Source organism: Dysgonomonas mossii DSM 22836, from assembly GCF_000213575.1.
GTDB lineage: Bacteria > Bacteroidota > Bacteroidia > Bacteroidales > Dysgonomonadaceae > Dysgonomonas > Dysgonomonas mossii.
On the sequence record NZ_GL892005.1, the window covers coordinates 246,359 to 268,457 of the forward strand.

Consider the following 22,099-nt stretch of genomic DNA (forward strand, 5'->3'; position numbering starts at 1 on the left):
AGTGTAACAAGTTATTTAGAAAGAGAATATGGCTTTTCGTCTTCATTGAACAGCCTTTTTTTGTTTGGTGTTGACGACATCTCGAATGTAAGCTCAGCTCCATTTTTGATATCATCATAATTGATATAAGCTTTTGTATACGGTTTACCGTTCAGCTTTACCGATTTTACATAGCGCATTTTATCGCTTACTTTATCTGCTTTTATTTCCAGATATCGTCCTTCTCCTAAGTTTACTTTCATATAAGGAAAATAAGGAGCTCCCAGAATATATTGGTTTGTACCCGGACAAACAGGGTAGAAGCCCATCGCTGAGAATATATACCAAGCTGACATCTGTCCGCAATCGTCATTGCCACAGAGACCATCGATACTATTGCGATACATACGATTCATAATTTCCCGTACCCAATACTGTGTTTTCCAAGGCTGCGAAGTCCAAGCATACAAATATGCTATGTGGTGGCTTGGTTCATTCCCATGTACATAATTACCCATAACGCCTTCGCGGGTAACATCTTCTGTTTCTGCGAAAAACTCATCAGGTAAGTGCATGGTGAAAAGTGAGTCGAGGCGTTGTACAAACTGTTTGTCGCCACCCATTTCTTTGATAAGCCCTTTTACATCATGCGGAACAAAAAATGAATAGTTCCATGAATTGCCTTCAATAAAACCTTCTCCATGTGTGCTTAGCAGGTTGTATGGTGTTTTCCACTCACCGTTGCTTAAACGAGCACGTACAAAACCTATTTGATGATCGAATACGTTTCTGTAGCTCAAAGCCCTTTTCTGATAAGCATCTGCTACTGTTTGGTTTCCTATCTTTTTAGCGGTATTGTATATTGTCCAATCGTCGTACGAATATTCAAGGGTGATGGATGAGCCACTTCCATTTTTGTCAACAGGGACATAGCCAAGCTTTTTGTAATATCCTGTACCATCATAGTAATCGAGGTTAGAACTGCTTATCATCGCTTCCAACGCTTTGTCTTTGTCTATGTTCAAACCCTTATCCAAAGCATCGGCTAAAACGGACACAGAGTGATAACCGATCATGCACCAGTTTTCGTTGCCCATGTGAGACCAAACAGGTAATGCCTTGTGAACGCTTTGTTCGTAGTGAGCGATCATCGATTTTACAATGTCGGTACTTCGCTCTCTATTGATGAGATTGAATAATGGGTGGAGGGCCCTAAAGGTATCCCATACAGAAAAGATAGTATAATTAGTAAAGCCTTCAACCTGATGTATGTTATGGTCTATACCTCTATACTGCCCGTCCACGTCCATATATACCGAAGGGTTGATCATCGTGTGATATAATGATGTATAGAACATTGTTTTCTTATCAATGTCTCCTGTTATATCTACTACGTTCAATTCTTTGTTCCATTTTGCTGTTGCTTCTGCGGCTATCTGGTCGAAAGATTTTCCTTTCGTTTCAGCCTCAAGGTTTTTTATTGCTCCTTGCGTACTCACTGCCGACAAAGCTACTTTTATAACAAGAGGAGCTGACGCATTATTATCGAATTCGAGATGAGTAACAATTTTTCGACCGGCTATTTCAGGAAAATTATTCTGTAAGTCAAACTTTCTCCAAAATCCCGAGTATTTAGGCTTTTCTTTATCTACATACCCATATTTTTTTATTGGCTTCGATAAAGAGATGGCAAAGTAAGTATAGTTTTCTCTTGCCCAACCATTCGTGATACGATAGCCTGTTATCAGGGTGTCGTTTTCAACTCTCAGGCTTGCCCAAAGTACTTTCCCGTCATAATTATAGATTCCGTGTGTAAGATCCAATAATATTTTCTGAACCTCACCTTCGGGATATGTGTATTTATGTACGCCAACACGCTCTGTTGCTGTTAGCTGTGCTTTTACTTTATAGTCGTCGAGGACAACCTCATAGTATCCGGGACGTGCCTTTTCTGTATCATGCGAATAGCGTGAGCGATAGCCAGAATCCGGTTTGTCGGCAGTGCCGGGATTAAACTTGAGTGATCCTGTTACGGGGACGATTAAAATATCTCCTAAGTCGGAGTGTCCTGTCCCACTCAGGTGTGTATGACTAAACCCTACAATGGTTTTGTCGTCGTGCTGGTATCCGGCACAATATTTATATGTGTCTTTCTGATATACACCGTTTATACTATGAGGTATAGTATCCGTGTCCGGGCTTAACTGTACAATGCCATGAGGAACGCAGGCTCCCGGGAACGTATGTCCCATTTTTACAGTGCCAATCATGGGGTTGACATAGGATGTCTTCTCTTGTCCGGATACCATACCACACAAAATGTATAAAGAAAAAGTGAGGACAATTTTGTTGAATTGCATATTATTTTTTAGCGTTATTTATTAAATATTCCTGATATTCATTCCACATGCCTTCGATGCTCGCTTCGGGTCCGAAAACTTTTTTGATAGCGCCATCAAAGCTCCATACATCCATATCTCTTACTGTAAGGTGAAATTTACGGATTGCATCCGGGTCTTTAGTTGTGAGCCACTGTATAAAAAATCCTGTGGTGCGGTAACCATCCATCCAGTTGCCTCCGGGTTTGCGTGTACTCATATCAAACAGTCCAGCTTGGGCTCTCACTGCATCGGCGATACCTTCTATACATGCCCAGAACGTTTTATTATTGCCGTAATTTCCAATGCCTTTTGGTTCAAATTGATAACCATGTGTCAATTCGTGATAAAGAACGCCACGTGTTTCGAAATCTAATTTATGTAATGATTCTTTAGCCGATTTTTCTATGTGCTGTGTGCTATACACTATATTTATATTAGGAGAACTGCCTCCTTTAGCCGAAACTCCGTTGTAATTTTTCAATGTATAGTCTATTTCTTGTACATCTACCATTGGATCATTAGCTGTATAGTACAATATTTCGGCTACCTTTTGGGTATGGTATTTTACATACTCGTCAGGATTCTGCACTAGCTGATGATATATCTTATTACCCTCAGTATCGGGATCGAGAGACTCAAATACTACTTTGGGATATTTAAAGTTTTCCCAACCAGCTTTTAAGTTTTTATTTGATAATACAACTTCTGCAATCTTCAGCGTGTCATTGTTGGACGTTTTGGCCTCCAGCATATAATATTTGTATGTTGCAGGCTTTTGTACTACACATAATATTTCCTGAAAACGTGAACAAAAAATCTGATCTTTTCTCTCATCTACTATTGTCCATTTTTTTCTATCGTTCGATCCTTTTATAGTCCAGTTAGTAGGATCATAAGCAGGGAGCTCCCCTGTAGAGTATATTTTATAGCTTAACACAGGTGTGGTATATTCTGTATCAAATACAATTTGATTCAGTTTCCTTTTTCCTGTGTAAGATGTTGTAATATCATTATCTAACAGTTCTTTCGGATTCGTTGATAATGATTGGCTTTGACAAGCTAAAAAAGGAACAAGTAGAACAGATAATATTAGCTTTTTCATTATATTCTGTCAATTGTTTTTGAGAAATAAAAGAGATACTTGTTTTCGTAATTTATAGTTAAACAACCTGCAATTCCTTTATTGCAATGGGAATTGCAGGTTATTAATTTTATATAGGTTTCAAATAAGATTCACTTTTAGTGAGGATCTTTATTTTAATTCCATCCTGGATTCTGATGTCCTTGCAGAGAAGGGTTAGCTTGCATTTCACTCAATGGAATAGGCCATAATAGAGCATATTCAGGAATAGCGCCAACTTTAATACTTCCATCAGGTTTGTTTTGAATTTTTGCAGTTGCAAGTGGAACCCATTTTAGTTTACCTGATTGGTTTCCATCAGCTTCCGGATACAAACGAGTACGACGGATATCGTCCCAGATCTTGAACTCTAATGGGAATTCGTGGAAACGCTCAGTTAAGATAGACTGTATCAACGCATCGCCTGCAGCAGTTTCATCTGCTAGTCCGGCACGTTTACGTACTTGGTTAAGATAAGTTCTAGCATCACCTTCTTTTCCTGTACGTGCAAGACCTTCAGCAGCAATTAACAATACTTCTGCATAGCGGAATGTAGGCATGTTGTAGTCACCATCTTTACCTGTTTTTAGAGCATTTTCATCAAGCCAAGCCCAGTTTCCAACATTGTTTAATGTGCTTGTTATAGTATTTTCACCTATCTTGTAAGTATATTCTCTGAAGAAGAATTGTTTTTCATGTCCGCGGATATCACCAGGGGCATAACTATTGATCAACATATCGCAAGGCAAGTATGCATTATACAAAACGTCTCCACCCGGTTTGAAAATACCCCATTGGAAAGCATCTGTTCCAATTGAACGACAAGCATAAGAGTTACCTACATTGTAACTGGTTTGGTTGTATTCTTTAGCGAAGATGATTTCATTCGACGATTTTGTTGTTTTAATGACGTTGTAAGCAGAGTTAAGATCATCGCTACTTCCTTCTGGTTGTATAAGGGCGTGTTGTCCACCTTTTACTACTTCAAGAGCCATGTTAGCTGCTTTAGTATAATACTCGTTTCCGCCATTGAGAGGAGCACCTGCCCATTGTAAATATACTTGAGCTAAAAGCGTTTGAGCCATAGGTTTAGTTACATAGCAACCATTCGCATAAAATGCTTTGTTAGCTAACACATCTCCGGAGATGATGCTAAGCAAATCCTCTTCGATGTGTTTGTATACATCTACAGACGGTGTACGTTCTACATATATACCATCCAAAGATGTATAAGGCTTGTCTACATAAGGAACATCACCAAATTCTTTTACCAAATAATAATAAGCGTATGCTCTGAAGAACTTACCTTGTGCAACAAAATTGTTTATTTGTGCTTCACTTAATACGTTAGTCATTGTTGGAATGTTAGCAATAACGAAGTTTGCACGTGAAATACCGATATAGAATTCAGACCAAAGCTTTCTTGCTGTAGCATCGAATGCTTCAATATTAAAGTTACCTCCTTCGGATGCAGTCGTAAACGTTCTATCTTTACGTTTGTCAACAAACAAGCCCGACATAATACCTCCCCACATGGTGGCTTTAGGTGTCCAACCACCATCAACATCAATGTTATTCAAATATGGAACTCCACCGAAGTAAAGTGCATTTACAGCTGTTTTAGCATCAGATTCTGTTTTCCAGAACTGACCTGCAGTTTTTTCATCCAGCGGCTCTTCTTTCAAGAAGCCATCACATGAACTCATTACTAATGATAATGTAATCATGCAAAAGATGGATTTGTATATTTTATGCAATTTCATATGATTATGAATTTATTGTTTATTACTATTAATTAGAATGCTACATTAAGACCAAACGTGAATGTTCTTGGACGTGGATATGTAAAGAACTGGCGGTTGGTACCCCACTTGTTGTCACCCAAACGAGATGAGTTGTCAGGGTCATATCCTAAATAGTCAGATGATGTAAGTAGGAAAGCGTTGTTCACACTAGCATATAAGCGTAATGAAGAAAGGCCTACTTTGTTGATAATTTTAGGATTGAATGTATAACCAAATTGGATCAGGTTTACGCGTAGGTAAGAACCATCGGCAACCCAAGTGTCGTCAGCTTGGTTGTTTGCTCCCTGACCAAAGTTGTTCAAGCGAATAGCTTGTGCTGTACCTGTAGGGTTTAATGTTGGGTGCCATGCGTCTTTGTAAAGACGAGTAAGACCACTAGTTAAGAAACGAGCCTCTGTAGAGTGGAAGAACTCTTGCATAACATCTACACCCCATTGGAATTGTAGATCTAATGTTAGATCAAAACCTTTATATCTGAAAGTATTGATGAATGATCCGGTCCAATCAGGTAAACCATTACCAAGAATCTGACGTTGCTTATATGTAACTTTTTCACCAATAGTTGAAGGTATATTCATTGTTTCAGCATCCCAGTTAGAAGGAACTCCATCATAGATACCGGCACGTTTGTAACCGTAGAAAGTAGAAAGTTCCTCACCTTCGCGTATTAACATCTCATAACCAACAAAGCCATCAAGTAGGATTTGGCGTTTGCCTGTAATTTGATCAACAGACGAACTTGGATCCAGCTTTTCTACACGGTTTTTATTGTAGTTTACATTTAGAGTTGTATTCCATTGGAAGTCACGAGTGTCAATCGGATATGCATTAATCAATAAGTCCAAACCACGGTTAGAAACTTCTCCTACGTTTGTTGTAATAGAAGAGTATCCTGTTGATAGAGGTATAGGGCGGCTAAGCAATAGGTCGGTAGTGTACTTGTGGTAATATGATGCTTCTAAGTTCAATCTGTTGTTGAACAAACCAAGGTCAATACCAAAATCTAATTGACTTGTTTTTTCCCATTTCAGATCCGGATTAGGCATTCTGCTCATATAAGACACTGTTTGTAAACCATTTCCGATAATAGTAGTTGATTGACCGATAGTAGCTAATGATGCATAAGTTCCTATTTCAGAGTTACCTGTTACACCAAATGAAGCATGTGGTTTCAGTTTGCTTATAACCTGATTGTCTTTCAAGAAGTTTTCATTAGAAGCCATCCATCCCAAACCGATTGAAGGGAAGAAAGCATATTTGTTGTTTTCTCCAAATTTAGAAGCTCCATCGTAACGCCCTGTAACTGTAGCCATATACTTATTGTCATAAGAATATGCACCACGTACGAAATAAGAGTTCATTGTCCATTTATCGTGATCGTTACCTACCGAAGGACGATCTTCACCTTTACCTAAATTGTAGTAACCATAGAAGTCATCAGAGAATTTGCTTCCTGAAGCACTGAAGTATGTATAGTTACGTTCTTGCCACGACATACCCGCCATAGCATTGATATAATGCTTTCCTAATGTCTTATTGTAAGTCAGGTATGTTTCTTCTTGCCAATATAATGTATTAGAGTTGTTTGCAGAAGCTGAACCTGTAGAGCTTTGATTGATTAATGGACGTGGTGTGAACGGCGTGTAATTGGTATTACGATTGTTCTGATAGTCAACACCAATCTGTGTCTTTAAATCAAGACCTTTTGCAAGATGGAAAGTCAAAGCTGCATTACCAAATATTTGCGTTTTGTATTGCATAGCTTGGATGCGCTCAAGCAACTCAACTGGGTTACCAACACCTTCGGGGCTGAATCCTTGCTTTCCGCTGTCCGGATTGTCCTTATTGTTGAGAATAGAGTTTGTTTTAATGATATTTGTTTGAGTATATACTCCATCCAGTTCAACAGGCAAGAATGGCAACTGTTCGATCATTGTACGTAAAGCACCTTGACCGTATGGGTTGTCCGAAGTTCTGTTACCCCAAGTATGGTTCACTAATAAATTGATACCTGTTGACAACCATGTAGTTGGTTTGTCATCATAAGCTATTTTTGCATTCAAACGTTTGAAATAAGAATTACGGAGAATACCTTGTTGGTCGGTATAGTTTAAGAATGCTCCTACAGAAGAGTTTTCGTCACCACGTTGAATACTTAACTGATGATTGTGCGAGAAAGCTGTTCTGCTTGCTTCTTTTTGCCAATCGGTATCATATATAGGTGTACCATCTGAATTAAACAAACGTGTGTCTGTGAAAATCTGAGATAGATCTGTAGTAAAGTTTTTACCTTGCCAAGCATTGGCATTTTCCAAACCTTGCTTAAATGCAGCCATCCATTCGCTAGAATTCATAACATCCATATATCTGGACATTGTGCTAACGGATAGTGAACCGTCGTAGGAAATACGAGCACGTTTTCCTGTATTGCCACCACGCTTAGTAGTTACAAGGATAACACCATTTGCTCCACGTGCACCATAGATAGCAGCTGAAGATGCATCTTTCAATACTTCGATAGACTCAATGTCATTTGGATTAAGATATTGGAAGTTTGACATAACCACTCCATCAACTACGTATAATGGGCTTGCAGAAGCATTGATTGTGGATATACCGCGGATGATAACGCGAACTTCTCCTCCGGGTTGTCCTGTATTAGAGAAGATATTTACACCGGCAGCTTTACCTTTTAGTCCTTCAAGGGCATTAAATGATTGGTTCTTAATGATGTCACTACCTTTTGCGGTTGATATAGATCCGGTTACATCTGATTTACGCATTGTACCGTAACCTACTACTACAACTTCTTCCAAGGCTTTAGCATCTTCTACTAATACCACGTCGATGCTGGTTTTTGCACCTACAACTATTTGTTGTGTATGGAATCCTATAAAAGAAAATACAAGTGTTGAATTGGAATTTGGTGCAGTAATAGTATATGCACCGTCTAGATCTGATATTGTTCCTGTTGTAGTACCTTTGACAACAACGCTTACGCCGCTTAATGGCTCGCCGGTTGCATCTTTTATTGTGCCTTTCACAGTGATGTTATTCTGTTCAATGCTTTTGCTTTCATTTGCATCCTTTACGGCTGCAGGAGCTGAAGCAGATGAGTACTGAAAGATCATGAGAGAAAGAAATAGAAAAAGTGCCTTTCTGACATAATCCTTGTAGTAACTTTTAGAAGTATTACTTGCAGATTTTTTTCTCATAATATGATTTTTATTAAGTTAACTTGTAATTAGTTATTTGAGACGTTCGTCTCTGTTTTGGATTTAAAATGAGTTGGTTTTAATGAATGTTACATAAATTCTAGGTTTTAGAGGTTAATATTATAGGGAGTGTAATGTATTTTCCTTTGTCTTGCTATACCTGAAAGTTGTTTTATAAACCTTTTACCTATCTGTAAGTCTTTAAATTTCTAGGTTGATAATCGATGTTTTATGCCTTTCTGTTTTCCCTGGGCAATTCTTATATTGTATATAATATCTTTAAGAATTCCTCTGAGCTATTTTAATGTTTATTCCAATAAGGAACATGCAATGTTAATATTTCTGTATGTTTATTTCTTTATCTTAAAAGCTGAAAAAGGTATCCTTATTTACATGATGTAAACGAGGATACCTTTTTGGTTTTTTAGGATACTATTCGGTCTGTCTAGTTATTTTTGCTGCCTGTATTCCTTAGGGGTCATATTGTATTTTTTTGAGAACTCTCTATAGAAGTAAGATTTGTTATTTATCCCCACCTTATATATAATCTCTTGAATGGTGAGGTTTGTTGTGATTAATAATTTTGCAGCACAAGTAAATCTGTAATCTTTTATAAAATCACTTGGTGTAAGTGATGTTATTTTCTTAAATCTTCTGTACAGATTCCGTGTATTTGTGCCAAGCTTTTCTGCTATTAATTCGGGTCTAAGATTCTCCTCTTCGATATTACTGTCTATTATCGAAATAACGGACTCCATAAACTCTTTATCTTCCTGATGTATTACTTGCCCATCCGAATATTCAAGTGCACTTTCGGGTGAATAGTAATAGTCTTTTAGTTTCTTCTTCGTATTTAGAAGACGATTTATCACAGAGCGCAAAAAGAGTGGGGAAAATGGTTTTGTAAGATATGCATCTGCCCCAACATCGAGACCTTCAGATTGATCTGCATCACTAATCTTTGCTGAGATAATAACTAAAGGAATATGTCTGGTTATTTTGTCTGATTTTATTTGGTTTATAAGTTCTAGTCCGCTCACCTCAGGCATCATAATATCAGTGATGATCAGTTCCGGCATTTGGTTTTCTATTTGTTTAAGCGCATCGTTTGCATTGTTGGCTCCTTTGATAATATATTCATCTGATAAAATATCATTAATGAGCCATATTATATCCTCATTGTCATCTACAACGAGTATTATTGGTTTAGAACTCTTGCCTGAGTTGTCATCCGGTACAACGTTTACCGACTCTTGAAGAGTAGCAACAGGTACTTCTTTTATTTCCAGTTGAGGCAGCTCTACAATAAACTCTGCATATTTATTTACTTCACTTTCTACTTTTATGCTTCCTTGTAATAACTCAACAAGGCTTTGGCAAATAGACAGCCCGATTCCATTCCGTGAAGATGTACGGGAATATTGATTGTCACTCCCTATTTCTTCGAGGATACTATAGCGGTCAAATATGATCGGAATTTTAGAAGCCTCAATTCCTTTCCCTGTGTTGTATACTTTTAGAGTTAAGGTATCGTTGTCAGCCTTTAAGGTAACTCTTACCTCTCCACCTTCTTTTGTGTATTTAAATGCATTGGATACAAGGTTGGTGTATATTCTATTAAAACATATTATATCTGTATTCCAAAGTAGTTTATCCGAAACTTGCAGGTTAAACCGTATTTTATTTTGCTCGGCAATAGAAAAGAATGATTCAGATTGTTTCCTTATTTGTTCAGCAACAGGAGCGTTCTTTATTATATGTAGGTTATACTTGGATTCTTCTAATTTTCTGAAATCGAGTATCTCTTGGATCAGTTCATTCAGATTATCAACATTGTTGCGCAAGATCTCGATATACTTATGGAAGTTGTTATCCATATTTGGAGTTTTCTCTATACGATCGGTTACCCCATTTATTAGAGTTAGCGGAGTGCAAAACTCATGAGTGACATTTGTGAAGAAGTCTAGTTTAGCTTCTATCAACTTCTCTTTTTGTTCTTCTTCTATTTTATTCGCTAGTTGTATTTGCTTGTTTATTATTTTTTTGCGAATCATATAAATGATGTATGCGCAAACAAGCAAGAATAAGCATGCATATCCAACTATTGCCCATGTGGTGAAATACCAAGGAGGTAGTTTTTTTATATGGAGGGTGTAGAATCTTTCATCGGAATTGAATACGTCATTCTTATATCTAACTTTCAAAACGTAGTCTCCCGAAGGCAGATTGGTGAATGTTATCTCATTTGATTTTTGTAAATCTGTCCATTCATTATTGTAATCTTCCAGCATGTACGAATATTCATAATTTTCTCCATCGATATAGTCTACAGCTATAAAAGAGAGGGAAAAAGCTGCAATATTGGCAGGGATTTCGAGATATTTAGTGTCCTTGTTGATATAATTTGATAATGGACGATCTTCTCCTGATATTTTTAATCCAAAGAAATAAAGATCGGGTCTATAGCTATTCTCAAAACTATATCCGGGCTCTAGCCATGTGAGTCCGTTTATGCCACCAAAGAAAAGTCGTCCCGTATATGGACAATGCCAGTAGGCATCATCAGAGAATTCAAAGACTTTTAGATCAGGAAATGTATAGTTGTGGAAAAAATCGTTATGCGGATTATACTTAGCCAGTCCTTTATTTGTACTTAGCCAGATGCAGCCTTCTTTATCTTCCAGTATCCCGTGTATCATATCATTTATAATACCACTTTTTCTGTCAAATTGCTTGATTGTATGATTTCCGTTTTTGAAAAACTGCATTTGAGTTAGGCCTGAGCTGGCTCCAAAATAAAATACAGAGTCTTTACTCTGATAAACGCTTAAGACATCACCAATAGCAGTACTTTCGGCTTTATTGATCGGGATAAATTCGTATTGTTTGTTCGTGATGTTAAATCGTGTTACTCCATAACCACCTCTATTCCCTATAAATAATGTTGATTTTCCGTCATAAGTCATAGAGTGGAACTCGTTGCATGTCTTATCGTTTTTCTTCGGGAAGAAGGCGTTTATAGATTTTACTTCAACTGTTGGAGCCTGATTGTCAACAACAACTTCCAATAAGCCATTTCCGGCTGTGGCCATCCATAAGGTAGAATCATTTACCTCGCATATTGAATGAACTTTACCTATTGTGTTCGGAGTCTTATTTATTGCCGTCTTTATTTTATTGTCTTTGTATGAATAATAAGAAAGTCCCGGCCCTTCTGTTCCTAACCAGATTATGTCTTTCTTTTTGCTACGTAAAAAACAAAATACAAGGTTGCTCACCAGCCCTTCGGTTGTTGTGTAATGGATTATTTCAGATGATGGAATTTTTACATTATTCAACTTATCGTAATTTTTAATCAAAAAAATACCGTCACCTTTTGTGCCGACCCAAAGATTGTTATGCTCGTCGGTATATATCGAACGAACAGGTTTTTGACTGTCGAATGGTAAATGCTCGAGTAGGATGTTCCCAAACATATCGTGATTTTGATAGAACATTTCTACACCTTTGCCGTCTGTTCCAAGCCATAGTATATCTTGTTTATTGTCTTTTAATAAGCAAAAACGCCGATCCCGCTGGTTATAACTTCCGGCCGATAGTGGTCTTCTATATTCAATTTTACTACGCCATTGTTTTTGAACGCAATATACACGTCATATTTGAAAGATGTTATTTTTGCTATACCTCCATTTTTGGTTGTGAGTTGCGATATATCTGATAGTAATATTTTCTTTGAAGCAATTATGTCATATAGGTACAGCTTTTGATCTTTATCAACGAAGTAAATCTTATTGTTCTCATAAGATGCATAATCTATATTTTTATCATGCATTGTTATTTCATGAGTTTTTAGCTTTATATCCAAATCTTGTTTCTTAGAATATTCTATATTAAGAAGCTTTCCATTGTTTGTTATCAGATAAAGTTTATCATTTTTGGTAAAGAAGATATCTTTTATACTTTCTGTGTCAGCCTCAGGGAGATGGATATCTTGGAATCTTTTCAAGTCGGAAGATGATGAATAATATGAAATGTATCCTCGTTTACATATAACCCATGTATTACCCTTACTGTCTGCGGCTAACAGTTTTGCTTCGGGGCATTCGGGGTGCGACTCCGTTACTCGCCTATCTTTTAAGGAGAATTTGTTAAGCCCAAGGAATGTGGATATCCACAAATGGTCAGTACCTGCTTGCGAAATTTTATGTATGATATTGCTACAAAGTGAATATTCGTTGTCTAGTTCGAAGCGATAGACATACATGTTTTTCCCATTATATAGATTGAGGCCATCATATGTACCAAACCACATATATCCATTTTGATCTTGGTACATGCATAATACAGCATTATTCGACAGGTCAAGATTCCCAACTCTATGAGTCCCATATGCAGCAGATGAACTTAGAATAGAAAATACAGATAACCAATAAATTATAAATAAGATGGTTGATTGTTTCATTCTCGAATTGTATGGTGGTTTTAGCGTCTCACGAATAACAATGTATCCATGAATATGTTTCTTCATGAGTTAGAGGAACTAAATTATTTTATAATATATAGCCTAACATAGTATTTGAAGAACAAAGAATTTAGAGCATTTAATTTTACAAAAATAAGAGATAATATTGTAAAAATATAGTTAAATCGTTCGAGAATTAAATTTTTATAATATTGTGAATGCTGAAAACGGTTGACATAAAACTCTTTAATTGTATTGCAGTAATATTAACTCGGTATTCATTTGATTGTATATGGGTTACTGATATATAAATAATTCCAAAGTTTTCCTTCAGTATTTATTTTACACGTTAAGCTAAAATATTTTCTAAATATAATAAAATATTTAAAATAGATGGCTGTTAAATGAAAAAGTTCTTAAATATATGCTTCGATATACGTTTATATGTTTTTAATGTCCTCGTTAAGTAATATCCTGTTCAAGAATAAGAATAAATCTAACGGAGTCTATTATACTATTAATCTCCGTTGTATACCTTGCATTATATGTTGATTTCAAGCCCGTCGTACGATAAGTATACATTTGGCGGCAATACTGCTTGTATCTTATCATGTAATCCCATTTGGTGAGACATGTGTGTCAGATAAGCTTTTTTAGGAGATATTTTCTTTATCTCTTCCAAAGCTTCTACTAGATTTAGATGAGAGATATGCTTTTCGATACGTAGAGAACTAATAACTAAGGTGTCCAAGTCTTTTAATTTATTGTATTCTTCTTCAGGGATATGCTTTACATCAGTGAGGTAAGCGAAGTTGTTGATTCGGTAACCTAAAATAGGCAGCATGTGGTGCATGATTTTTATAGGTTGTATTTCAATATCCCCTATACTAAAAGATGCTTCATGGCTAACTTCGTGAAGCCTGAACGTGGGAACTCCGGGGTAGCGATGCTCCCTGAAAGAGTAGGGGATTCTTATTTTTAGCGCATCTAAGGTAATAGCGTTCGAGTATATATCTACATCGTCGAATCTACAGAAAGGACGTAAATCGTCTAATCCGCCCACATGGTCATAATGTTCGTGGGTGAGCAATACTCCATGAATGTGCGCAAACTCTTCATACATAATTTGCTCCCGGAAATCAGGACCACAATCGATAAGAATTCTCTTATCTCCTATATTCAATAAAACAGACGCTCGCAGGCGTCTGTCTTTTATATTATTAGAGGTGCATACCTCACATTTGCAGCCAATCTCAGGGACTCCTGTGGATGTTCCTGTTCCTAAGAACTTTATTTTCATCCTTATCAAATATCTTAGTTTACACTATTTTCGTAGAATCCACAGATCCGTTAATGGAATTCCGTATGTTTTCAATAATTGTGCAGAAGATTTTCGAGCATTATACTGTTCTTCCACGGTCTTTATTTTATTCATAGCTTCCTGTTCGGAATCATACGTTCCAATAATAACATAATATATACCGGAAGTGTTTTTTACTACAATTAAAGATTCTTTCACCCCTAATGTTTTTTTTAGGTGTTCTGATCCGTTGTATTTATTCGTCAATGAAGCTATTACTACACTGTATTTTTTTAGTTTTGCTTTATCTTCTTTATTTAAGTAAGATAATCCTTCTGTTTTGAGCGTTTTCTTCTCACTATCGAGTAAATGCGCAAAAAAGTCTGAACTTTCGGGTTCTCCAACCAATGTTTCGCTTGTTTGTCCTGCTTGTGCTTGAGCATTAGACGGTGATGCTACCGGCACTACAACAGATGTCTTCTTCGGACAATCGGGACATTGATCTATAAGAGCCTGTCTGCGTTTTGCAGCTTCCAAATATACATCTCCATTTGCATACTCCGAATCATCATAATTTACTTTATAATGTTCATAGGTAGCTTTTACCTGAGCCATATAAGCCGATTCGGCCGTATAGTTTATTGATTCGCTATTACTTTTTGTCTCTTTATTCGAAGTGTTTTTGCCTTCTTCGATTAAGAAACTTTCTCCTTTCATCTGACTGTTTGCCTCCCGATAAAATTTGGCAATAGATTTTTCCTGTGATCCACAGGAGGATACAAGTATAATAACCGATAGTAGTAAAGTTGTGCAAATTATCTTCATTCTTATGTGTTCGTTTAGTAAATATTATCTATATCACTATACAAAGATATAAAAAAAGACGTTCAATTAATACTCTAAAGGTTAAAAGTAAGGGTGTTCAAATGGCATTGGCTTTAGTTATAAACATGAAAAAAGGAGAGCTGTTAAGGCTCTCCTCTTATATTCGTTTAGTATTCTCTCTGTAATATCCACCAATCGTTGAATGGAATTCCGTATTTGCTTTTTAGAGTAGATACATCTCCCATTGCATGGTATTTTTCGAGGATTTCATTCTTTTTAGCTACAGCTTGTTCCTTCGAGTCGTAACTTGCTATAATTACACGGTACATTCCCTGATCGTTGCGAACCAATATTATATTGTAACCGTCGTTTCCAAATCTTTCTTTCAAAGATTCAGCTCCGGGTTTCATTGCCATTGCGGCAACAACTACACTGTAAGCTTTCAACCCATTCGCATCACTTTCGTATACCGGGGTAACTTTTTCTTTTCTAACGGTTTCGCTACTGTAGCTAGGAGTCGTAGTCGCTGGTTTCGAAACAGGAGTCGAAGACACTGTGTTTTCTTCCATTTCTCTTTCTTTCGCAGCTTCATATACCGACTTATATGCACTTTGTTTAGGTTTACAAGATCCAAATGCAATAAGGAAAGCCAGAGCTAATCCAATTCCAATTAATTTTTTATTCATATCCTTTATTTTAATATGTTAGATTCAGCATTTGACGCAAAAATAATACATTACCATTTAGTATAACGCTTTTTTGTGGCAAATAGTATGATTTTCACTTTAATTAATAAATTCAAAACCAGTATATGGCACCAATACTTTCGGTATGCGAATGCCTGCATCGGTCTGATTGTTTTCTAACAATGCTGCAACAATGCGGGGTAAAGCTAATGCACTGCCGTTCAGTGTATGAGCCAGCTGTATCTTTTTGTCTGCATCCCGATAGCGGCATTTCAGACGGTTTGCCTGATAGCTTTCGAAATTGGATACCGAGCTTACTTCGAGCCAACGTTTTTGTGCTGCCGAGAATACCTCAAAGTCAAATGTAAGGGCAGAAGTGAAACTCATATCCCCTCCACATAGACGAAGTATGCGCCAAGGTAGCTCAAGCTCATCAACGAGTGACTGAACATGCGCAACCATTTCCTTCAAAGATTCGTAAGAGTGCTCAGGCTTGTCGATACGAACAATTTCAACCTTGTCGAACTGGTGTAAACGATTCAATCCACGAACATCTTTTCCATAAGAACCGGCTTCACGACGGAAACAAGCAGAATATGCCGTATTCATAATCGGAAGGTCTTTTTCTTCGAGAATAACGTCACGATATATATTTGTTACAGGAACTTCGGCTGTAGGTATCAGATACAAATCATCCAGTGTAGCATGATACATCTGTCCTTCCTTATCCGGCAACTGACCTGTACCATAACCCGAAGCAGCATTTACTACATAAGGTGGTTGTACTTCCAGATATCCGGATTCACGAGCTTTGTCAAGGAAATAGTTTATTAAAGCACGTTGCAGGCGTGCTCCTTTTCCTTTATATACCGGAAATCCCGCCCCTGTAATCTTTACGCCAAGTTCGAAATCGATAAGATCATATTTTTTAGCTAAGTCCCAATGTGGAAGCGCATCTTCTCCCAGTTCAGGTATGATGCCTCCGGTCTTTTCTACAACATTGTCTTCGGCTACTCTTCCTTCAGGAACTTCGTCCGATGGAAGGTTTGGTATAAGAACAAGCAATTCTTGTAGATCTTGTTCTGCTTGGCGAAGTGTTTCTTCGAGAACTTTACTTTGTCCTTTTATTTCAGCTACTCTGTTTTTTGCAATCTCAGCTTCGGCCTTATTGCCTTCTTTCATTAGTTGTCCTATGTGTTTCGATAGATTATTGGATTCTGACAAACAAGCATCCAAAGAAGTTTGTGTTTTCTTTCTTGTCTGGTCTATTTCCAATACCTTTTCGATTATTTCTTTTGCATCGAAATGTTTTTTAGCCAGCTTTTTAATCACTAGCTCAGGATTCTCACTAATTGTTTTCAGCGTTAACATAAGTCTGATTTTTGTTTATGTTGCAAAGTTATAAATATTTTAAGAAAATGTTATTTATATACCTATACAAGTTTTATTTGTTTTAGGAAGTAACAAAAGACGATAACAACCTTTATAAAAAAGAGACAGGTCGAAATCGACTTGTCTCTCTGTTTTGACGATTATCAACAATCTTATTTTATTTCAGAGTTTTGGTCTTTGCCGGCTTTCCAAACTCGGTATTTAATCTCATAACCTTGCGGAGCGTATACCACTATAGGTAGTTTGCTGTTGTATCTTACAATAAGAGACTGACTTGATACAAATCTGTTTTCGTTTGGTTTATTACATGCCATCATTGTAGAGGCTGTTTTTCCATCAGATGTAAATTTGTAATAAGTATATCCCCATCCCTGTAAATCCTTTTCTTCCAATTTACCCATCAGCGTATGCACATTGCAATCTACGCTCATTACTTTTCCGGGAACTATTTCTATCTTGAATTTAGATTCATCCGACTTTTTACTTAGATAAATCACATGTCTCTCCATTCCGTCTTTTGCTGCCGGATAGGGTTCTAGTATTTTGGCTCTTTCTTGTTTGCTTTGTGCATTTGCTACCGAAGCAAAAGATAAGCACAGGCTCATCATAAGTAGTGTTAACGCTGCGAATGTAGTTCGTTTCATCATGTTATTGTTTTAGTTGTTTATATTTAATTTGTTTCTAATATTGTTTTGCAATTATTATGACTAAGCAAAAAGATAAAGGTTTAAGATACTTGTTTGGTGTTAAATCTCTACTTTTATATTCGAATATAACAAGTGCCTGTACTAAAGGTTCATATCCGATTCTTTTATTTGCAAGTTTTTATCTTTCGTTTGTCGGGAAATAGAATTCGTTCATCGATTATTCCTTGTTTATATATGGCGGTCGGATTAATTTTACATCATAACATTAAATAAGTTTATTATGAGACGAAATTTAGAAGATAGACATTTTTTTAAAAGAGCCAGAAGAGATAAATCAAATAAAGACGGTATCGGTTTTGCCGTTTTACTAATTCTAGTCGGAGGCTTTTTCTTAATCTTTAATATGGGAATTCTTCCCGATGTTTTAAGACCGATATTTATATCGTGGCAGATGTTGTTGATCGGAGTTGGGGTATGGTCTCTTGTTGTAAAACGAAAATTAGGGCAGGGGCTTTTGGCAATTGGTTTTGGATTATTTTTTATTTATCCCAAATTGAGTTCTGCATTTCCGGCTATTTTCATGGATCTTGATATCGATTTCAGAACATACTGGCCAATAATCCCGATAACAGTGGGTACAGTTTTAGTGTTAAACTGGTTGAGATCTTCTGATAATAAAAAAAGGGAGCGATGGAATAAAGTATATAATGCAGAGACTGATGAGTGGCACGAGTCTGCTCAGGCAATACATAATAAGTCCGACTTTTTCGAAAAGAATATGATTTTCGGAGGTTCTGAGCAGATCATATTATCTCAGAATTTTAAAGGAGGAGAGGCAAATGTGATTTTCGGAGAGTTGATCTTAGATTTGCGTAAGGCTCAGCTGGGTGAAAATATAGCATACTTAGAATTGAATGCGATATTTGGCAGCTTGGTTGTATATATCCCGTCAGAATGGACATTAAAGGTGGATAGTTCTACTGTCTTAGGTGCTTTCCAAGACAGACGTTTATATAAAGATGAAGCTTTAGAGAATGAAAAAGGCGCACGGGTTATAATGGAGGCAAATAGTATATTTGGCAATATAGAAATCCGAAATTAAACAGATAGCCTTTAGGATGAAGAGTCGCTTGATAATTATAATGTACATTTTTATAGCATTGCTGACTACTGCTATTATATACGGCTGTATGAAGCCTTTGGCGATGGTCTCCTTGCCTGTATTGTGGGCTGACGCTTGTGTATCGGGGATTGTTTTGTCTATTCTTTTGTTCTTATTGTATGAGATTGTAAAATATACTCGCTTTGCTACTTTGCCTTTTAAGCAACAGGTGGTTAATTATACGGCATTGGGTATATTATTTGTGTTTTTCTGGTTGGGAGCAGATCTTTTGGCTCTGTATACACTTTTCGCTCAAGAGGAATGGATTGGCTTGTTGCCGATCTCTACAACTCGGATTGTTTTAAGCTTGCTGGTATATGTGTCTGCAATACTTTTTTATAATAATATATATAAGTCTAATGTACAGAGTTCAGACGAAAATACGGATGAGTTTTCCATTGCAGAAGATGATAATGTAGAGAATCACGTGACTGAAGAAATAAAACCAAATGAAGAATTGGAGCGTGTGGCTGTAAAAAATGGGCAAAGAATAGAGGTAATCCCCGTCTCCAATATAATTTATATACAGGCAGAGGGAGATTATGTAATGATATACTCGGATAAAGGTAAATTCCTGAAAGAGCAAACGATGAAGTCCTTCGAAAGCCTATTGCCTTCCACTAAATTTGTGCGTGTACATCGCTCCAGTATCGTGAATGTTGATTTTATAGCGCAAATAGAATTATATAATAAACAAAGCCAACTGCTAAAGCTCAAAGATGGTTCGCAGGTGAGGATTAGTATGAATGGGTATAGGCTCTTAAAGCAAACGCTGGGTTTGTAAGGTTGTTAATAAGGTTAAGGGTTTCAATTTTAATGAAAGTAATCTCCGCTTCTTTTTTTACCACAGAGTAAAATGAGTAAAGCGGAGTTTTTGATCATAAAACAAAACCCCAAACAAAAATCATAAAGGACTGTATTTTTTGTCCCTAAGTTCCTATCTTTGCACCACGAAAATGCATCTTACGGGAACTAAATATAAAATAACTTACTATATATGACCAAGAAATACAACAGAACCCTTGTTACATCGGCCCTTCCTTATGCCAATGGTCCTGTACATATCGGACATCTTGCCGGAGTTTATATTCCTGCCGATATTTACGTGCGCTACCTTAGGCTTAAAGGTGAAGATGTAATACACATAGGTGGTTCTGATGAGCATGGTGTGCCTATCACCATCCGAGCAAAGAAAGAGGGAGTTACACCTCAGGATATTGTTGATAAGTATCATGGAATTATCAAGAAGTCTTTTGAAGATTTCGGAATAGCTTTCGATATTTATTCCCGTACAAGCTCTGATATTCATAAAAAAACAGCTTCTGACTTTTTCCTTACGTTGCATAATAAGGGAGCGTTTGAAGAAAAAACAAGTGAGCAATATTATGATGCAGAAGCTCAGATGTTTCTCGCCGACCGTTATATTATGGGCGAATGCCCTCACTGTGGCAATCCGAATGCTTACGGAGACCAGTGTGAGTCGTGCGGAACATCGCTTAGCCCTACTGATCTGAAAAATCCCCGCTCTACAATATCAGGTTCTACCCCTGTGATGCGTGAAACAAAACACTGGTATCTGCCTCTTGACAAGCACGAGTCGTGGCTTCGTCAGTGGATACTCGAAGATCATAAAGAATGGAAATCGAATGTCTACGGACAGTGTAAGTCATGGCTGGATATGGGGTTACAGCCTCGTGCCGTAAGCCGCGACCTCGATTGGGGTGTGCCCATTCCACTGCCCGACGCAAAAGGGAAAGTGCTTTATGTGTGGTTCGATGCGCCTATCGGATATATTTCTAACACAATAGAATTGCTGCCGGATAGCTGGGAGAAATGGTGGAAATCGGAAGATACGAAATTGGTACACTTTATCGGAAAAGATAATATTGTTTTCCACTGTATCGTTTTTCCTGCCATGTTGAAGGCTGAGGGTTCTTTTATTTTACCTGAAAATGTTCCTGCAAATGAATTCCTGAATCTGGAGGGAGATAAAATATCTACTTCTCGAAACTGGGCTGTGTGGTTGCACGAATATCTCGAAGATTTTCCGGGACAACAAGATATACTTCGTTATGTACTCACGGCTAATGCTCCCGAAACGAAGGATAATGATTTTATGTGGAAAGATTTTCAGGCTCGTAACAACAATGAGCTTGTAGCTATTCTGGGGAACTTTATCAATCGTGCATTAGTACTTACCCAAAAATATTTTGAGAATAAAGTACCGCAGCTGAATGAACTGACAGACTATGACAAGGAAACCCTTAAAGAGTTTGCAGATGTAAAGGCTGTAGTCGAATCTTATCTCGATACATACCGTTTCCGCGATGCACTTAAAGAAGCCATGAACTTGGCACGTATCGGTAACAAATATCTGGCAGATACAGAGCCTTGGAAAGTCGTTAAAACGGATATGGCACGTGTAGAAACAATATTGAATATATCTCTACAGATTACAGCCAATCTCGCAATCGCTTTCGAGCCGTTCTTGCCATTCAGCGTGAAAAAGATACGCCGGTTTATAAATGTTGATAACCTGACATGGGATCAACTAGGACGCATTGATCTGCTGCCTGTAGGGCATCCGTTGAATGAGTCGGAATTACTGTTCTCTAAAATAGAAGATGAAACGATAGAAAAACAAATCCAGAAACTTTTGGATACTAAAAAAGCAAATGAACAGGCCGTGGAAGTAAAAGTTGCTCCGCAGAAACCAAACGTTGCTTTTGACGATTTCTCGAAGCTCGACCTTCGTGTAGGAACAGTTTTGGAGTGTATAAAAGTACCTAAAGCTGATAAATTGCTACAATTCTTAATTGATGATGGCATGGGCAAACGCACCATTATTTCGGGAATAGCAGCTTGGTACAAGCCTGAAGATCTAGTAGGCAAGCAGGTGTGTTTTATTGCAAATCTCGAACCACGGAAACTAAAAGGAATAGAGTCGCAAGGGATGATTCTTTCTGTAGAAGATGGGGGCGGTAATTTATCGCTTATCACACCTTCTAAAGATGTAGAACCGGGTTGTCAGATAGGATAAAGAAATAGTATATTCTATATAGACCGATATACCTTAATAGGTGTGTCGGTTTTTTTATTTATACAAAAAATAATTTTCTTGTAAT

14 protein-coding genes are annotated in these 22,099 nt (G+C 37.2%); 3 read left to right on the forward strand and 11 right to left on the reverse strand.

The annotated features are described in order from the left end of the window. Positions 1-11: 11 nt before the first annotated feature. The 11 genes from HMPREF9456_RS04620 to eco all read right to left on the reverse strand — a co-directional run bounded on the left by HMPREF9456_RS04620 (position 12) and on the right by eco (position 17,812). Positions 12-2,339, reverse strand: a complete 2,328-nt coding sequence (locus HMPREF9456_RS04620) for a GH92 family glycosyl hydrolase (RefSeq protein WP_006842305.1) — start codon at positions 2,337-2,339, stop codon at positions 12-14. A gap of 1 nt (position 2,340) precedes the next feature. Next, positions 2,341-3,462: a basic secretory protein-like protein gene (locus tag HMPREF9456_RS04625; protein WP_006842306.1), complete on the reverse strand. Its 1,122-nt coding sequence runs from the start codon at positions 3,460-3,462 to the stop codon at positions 2,341-2,343. 155 nt (positions 3,463-3,617) lie between these two features. Further along, positions 3,618-5,243, reverse strand: a complete 1,626-nt coding sequence (locus HMPREF9456_RS04630) for a RagB/SusD family nutrient uptake outer membrane protein (RefSeq protein WP_006842307.1) — start codon at positions 5,241-5,243, stop codon at positions 3,618-3,620. 32 nt (positions 5,244-5,275) lie between these two features. Then, positions 5,276-8,500 carry a SusC/RagA family TonB-linked outer membrane protein gene (locus HMPREF9456_RS04635; protein ID WP_006842308.1) on the reverse strand — a complete coding sequence of 1,075 codons (3,225 nt, stop codon included), beginning with the start codon at positions 8,498-8,500 and terminating at the stop codon, positions 5,276-5,278. 449 nt (positions 8,501-8,949) lie between these two features. Further along, positions 8,950-11,976: a hybrid sensor histidine kinase/response regulator transcription factor gene (locus tag HMPREF9456_RS04640; protein ID WP_338033519.1), complete on the reverse strand. Its 3,027-nt coding sequence runs from the start codon at positions 11,974-11,976 to the stop codon at positions 8,950-8,952. A 74-nt stretch (positions 11,977-12,050) separates the two neighbouring features. Beyond that, positions 12,051-13,028, reverse strand: coding sequence for a ligand-binding sensor domain-containing protein (locus HMPREF9456_RS17640; RefSeq protein WP_006842310.1), 978 nt, complete (start codon positions 13,026-13,028; stop codon positions 12,051-12,053). A gap of 475 nt (positions 13,029-13,503) precedes the next feature. Next, positions 13,504-14,262, reverse strand: a complete 759-nt coding sequence (locus tag HMPREF9456_RS04645) for an MBL fold metallo-hydrolase (RefSeq protein ID WP_006842311.1) — start codon at positions 14,260-14,262, stop codon at positions 13,504-13,506. Between the two features lie 24 nt (positions 14,263-14,286). After that, complete coding sequence (locus HMPREF9456_RS04650; RefSeq protein ID WP_006842312.1) at positions 14,287-15,087, reverse strand: hypothetical protein; 801 nt, start codon at positions 15,085-15,087, stop codon at positions 14,287-14,289. A 167-nt stretch (positions 15,088-15,254) separates the two neighbouring features. Then, positions 15,255-15,773, reverse strand: a complete 519-nt coding sequence (locus HMPREF9456_RS04655) for an SPOR domain-containing protein (protein ID WP_006842313.1) — start codon at positions 15,771-15,773, stop codon at positions 15,255-15,257. 99 nt (positions 15,774-15,872) lie between these two features. Then, positions 15,873-17,144, reverse strand: coding sequence for a serine--tRNA ligase (serS, locus tag HMPREF9456_RS04660; RefSeq protein WP_006842314.1), 1,272 nt, complete (start codon positions 17,142-17,144; stop codon positions 15,873-15,875). Positions 17,145-17,317: 173 nt separating this feature from the next. Beyond that, positions 17,318-17,812, reverse strand: coding sequence for a serine protease inhibitor ecotin (gene eco / locus HMPREF9456_RS04665; RefSeq protein WP_245530988.1), 495 nt, complete (start codon positions 17,810-17,812; stop codon positions 17,318-17,320). 280 nt (positions 17,813-18,092) lie between these two features. Between eco and HMPREF9456_RS04670 the strand changes: the two genes are divergently transcribed. The 3 genes from HMPREF9456_RS04670 (at position 18,093) to metG (ending at position 22,014) form a co-directional block, all read left to right on the forward strand. Beyond that, positions 18,093-18,914, forward strand: coding sequence for a LiaF transmembrane domain-containing protein (locus HMPREF9456_RS04670; protein WP_006842316.1), 822 nt, complete (start codon positions 18,093-18,095; stop codon positions 18,912-18,914). Positions 18,915-18,954: 40 nt separating this feature from the next. Beyond that, on the forward strand, positions 18,955-19,758 hold the full coding sequence (locus HMPREF9456_RS04675) for a LytR/AlgR family response regulator transcription factor (protein ID WP_245530989.1): 804 nt from the start codon (positions 18,955-18,957) through the stop codon (positions 19,756-19,758). Positions 19,759-19,971: 213 nt separating this feature from the next. Next, complete coding sequence (metG, locus tag HMPREF9456_RS04680) at positions 19,972-22,014, forward strand: methionine--tRNA ligase (protein WP_006842318.1); 2,043 nt, start codon at positions 19,972-19,974, stop codon at positions 22,012-22,014. Positions 22,015-22,099 lie beyond the last annotated feature (85 nt).

Excerpts from the sequence above, each read along its gene's own strand:
- HMPREF9456_RS04620 (WP_006842305.1), bottom strand. The coding sequence starts at position 2,339 with ATGCAATTCAACAAAATTGTCCTCACTTTTTCTTTATACATTTTGTGT.
- HMPREF9456_RS04625 (WP_006842306.1), bottom strand. The coding sequence starts at position 3,462 with ATGAAAAAGCTAATATTATCTGTTCTACTTGTTCCTTTTTTAGCTTGT.
- HMPREF9456_RS04630 (WP_006842307.1), bottom strand. The coding sequence starts at position 5,243 with ATGAAATTGCATAAAATATACAAATCCATCTTTTGCATGATTACATTA.
- HMPREF9456_RS04635 (WP_006842308.1), bottom strand. The coding sequence starts at position 8,500 with ATGAGAAAAAAATCTGCAAGTAATACTTCTAAAAGTTACTACAAGGAT.
- HMPREF9456_RS04640 (WP_338033519.1), bottom strand. The coding sequence starts at position 11,976 with ATGTTTGGGAACATCCTACTCGAGCATTTACCATTCGACAGTCAAAAA.
- HMPREF9456_RS17640 (WP_006842310.1), bottom strand. The coding sequence starts at position 13,028 with ATGAAGAAACATATTCATGGATACATTGTTATTCGTGAGACGCTAAAA.
- HMPREF9456_RS04645 (WP_006842311.1), bottom strand. The coding sequence starts at position 14,262 with ATGAAAATAAAGTTCTTAGGAACAGGAACATCCACAGGAGTCCCTGAG.
- HMPREF9456_RS04650 (WP_006842312.1), bottom strand. The coding sequence starts at position 15,087 with ATGAAGATAATTTGCACAACTTTACTACTATCGGTTATTATACTTGTA.
- HMPREF9456_RS04655 (WP_006842313.1), bottom strand. The coding sequence starts at position 15,773 with ATGAATAAAAAATTAATTGGAATTGGATTAGCTCTGGCTTTCCTTATT.
- serS (WP_006842314.1), bottom strand. The coding sequence starts at position 17,144 with ATGTTAACGCTGAAAACAATTAGTGAGAATCCTGAGCTAGTGATTAAA.
- eco (WP_245530988.1), bottom strand. The coding sequence starts at position 17,812 with ATGATGAAACGAACTACATTCGCAGCGTTAACACTACTTATGATGAGC.
- HMPREF9456_RS04670 (WP_006842316.1), top strand. The coding sequence starts at position 18,093 with ATGAGACGAAATTTAGAAGATAGACATTTTTTTAAAAGAGCCAGAAGA.
- HMPREF9456_RS04675 (WP_245530989.1), top strand. The coding sequence starts at position 18,955 with ATGTACATTTTTATAGCATTGCTGACTACTGCTATTATATACGGCTGT.
- metG (WP_006842318.1), top strand. The coding sequence starts at position 19,972 with ATGACCAAGAAATACAACAGAACCCTTGTTACATCGGCCCTTCCTTAT.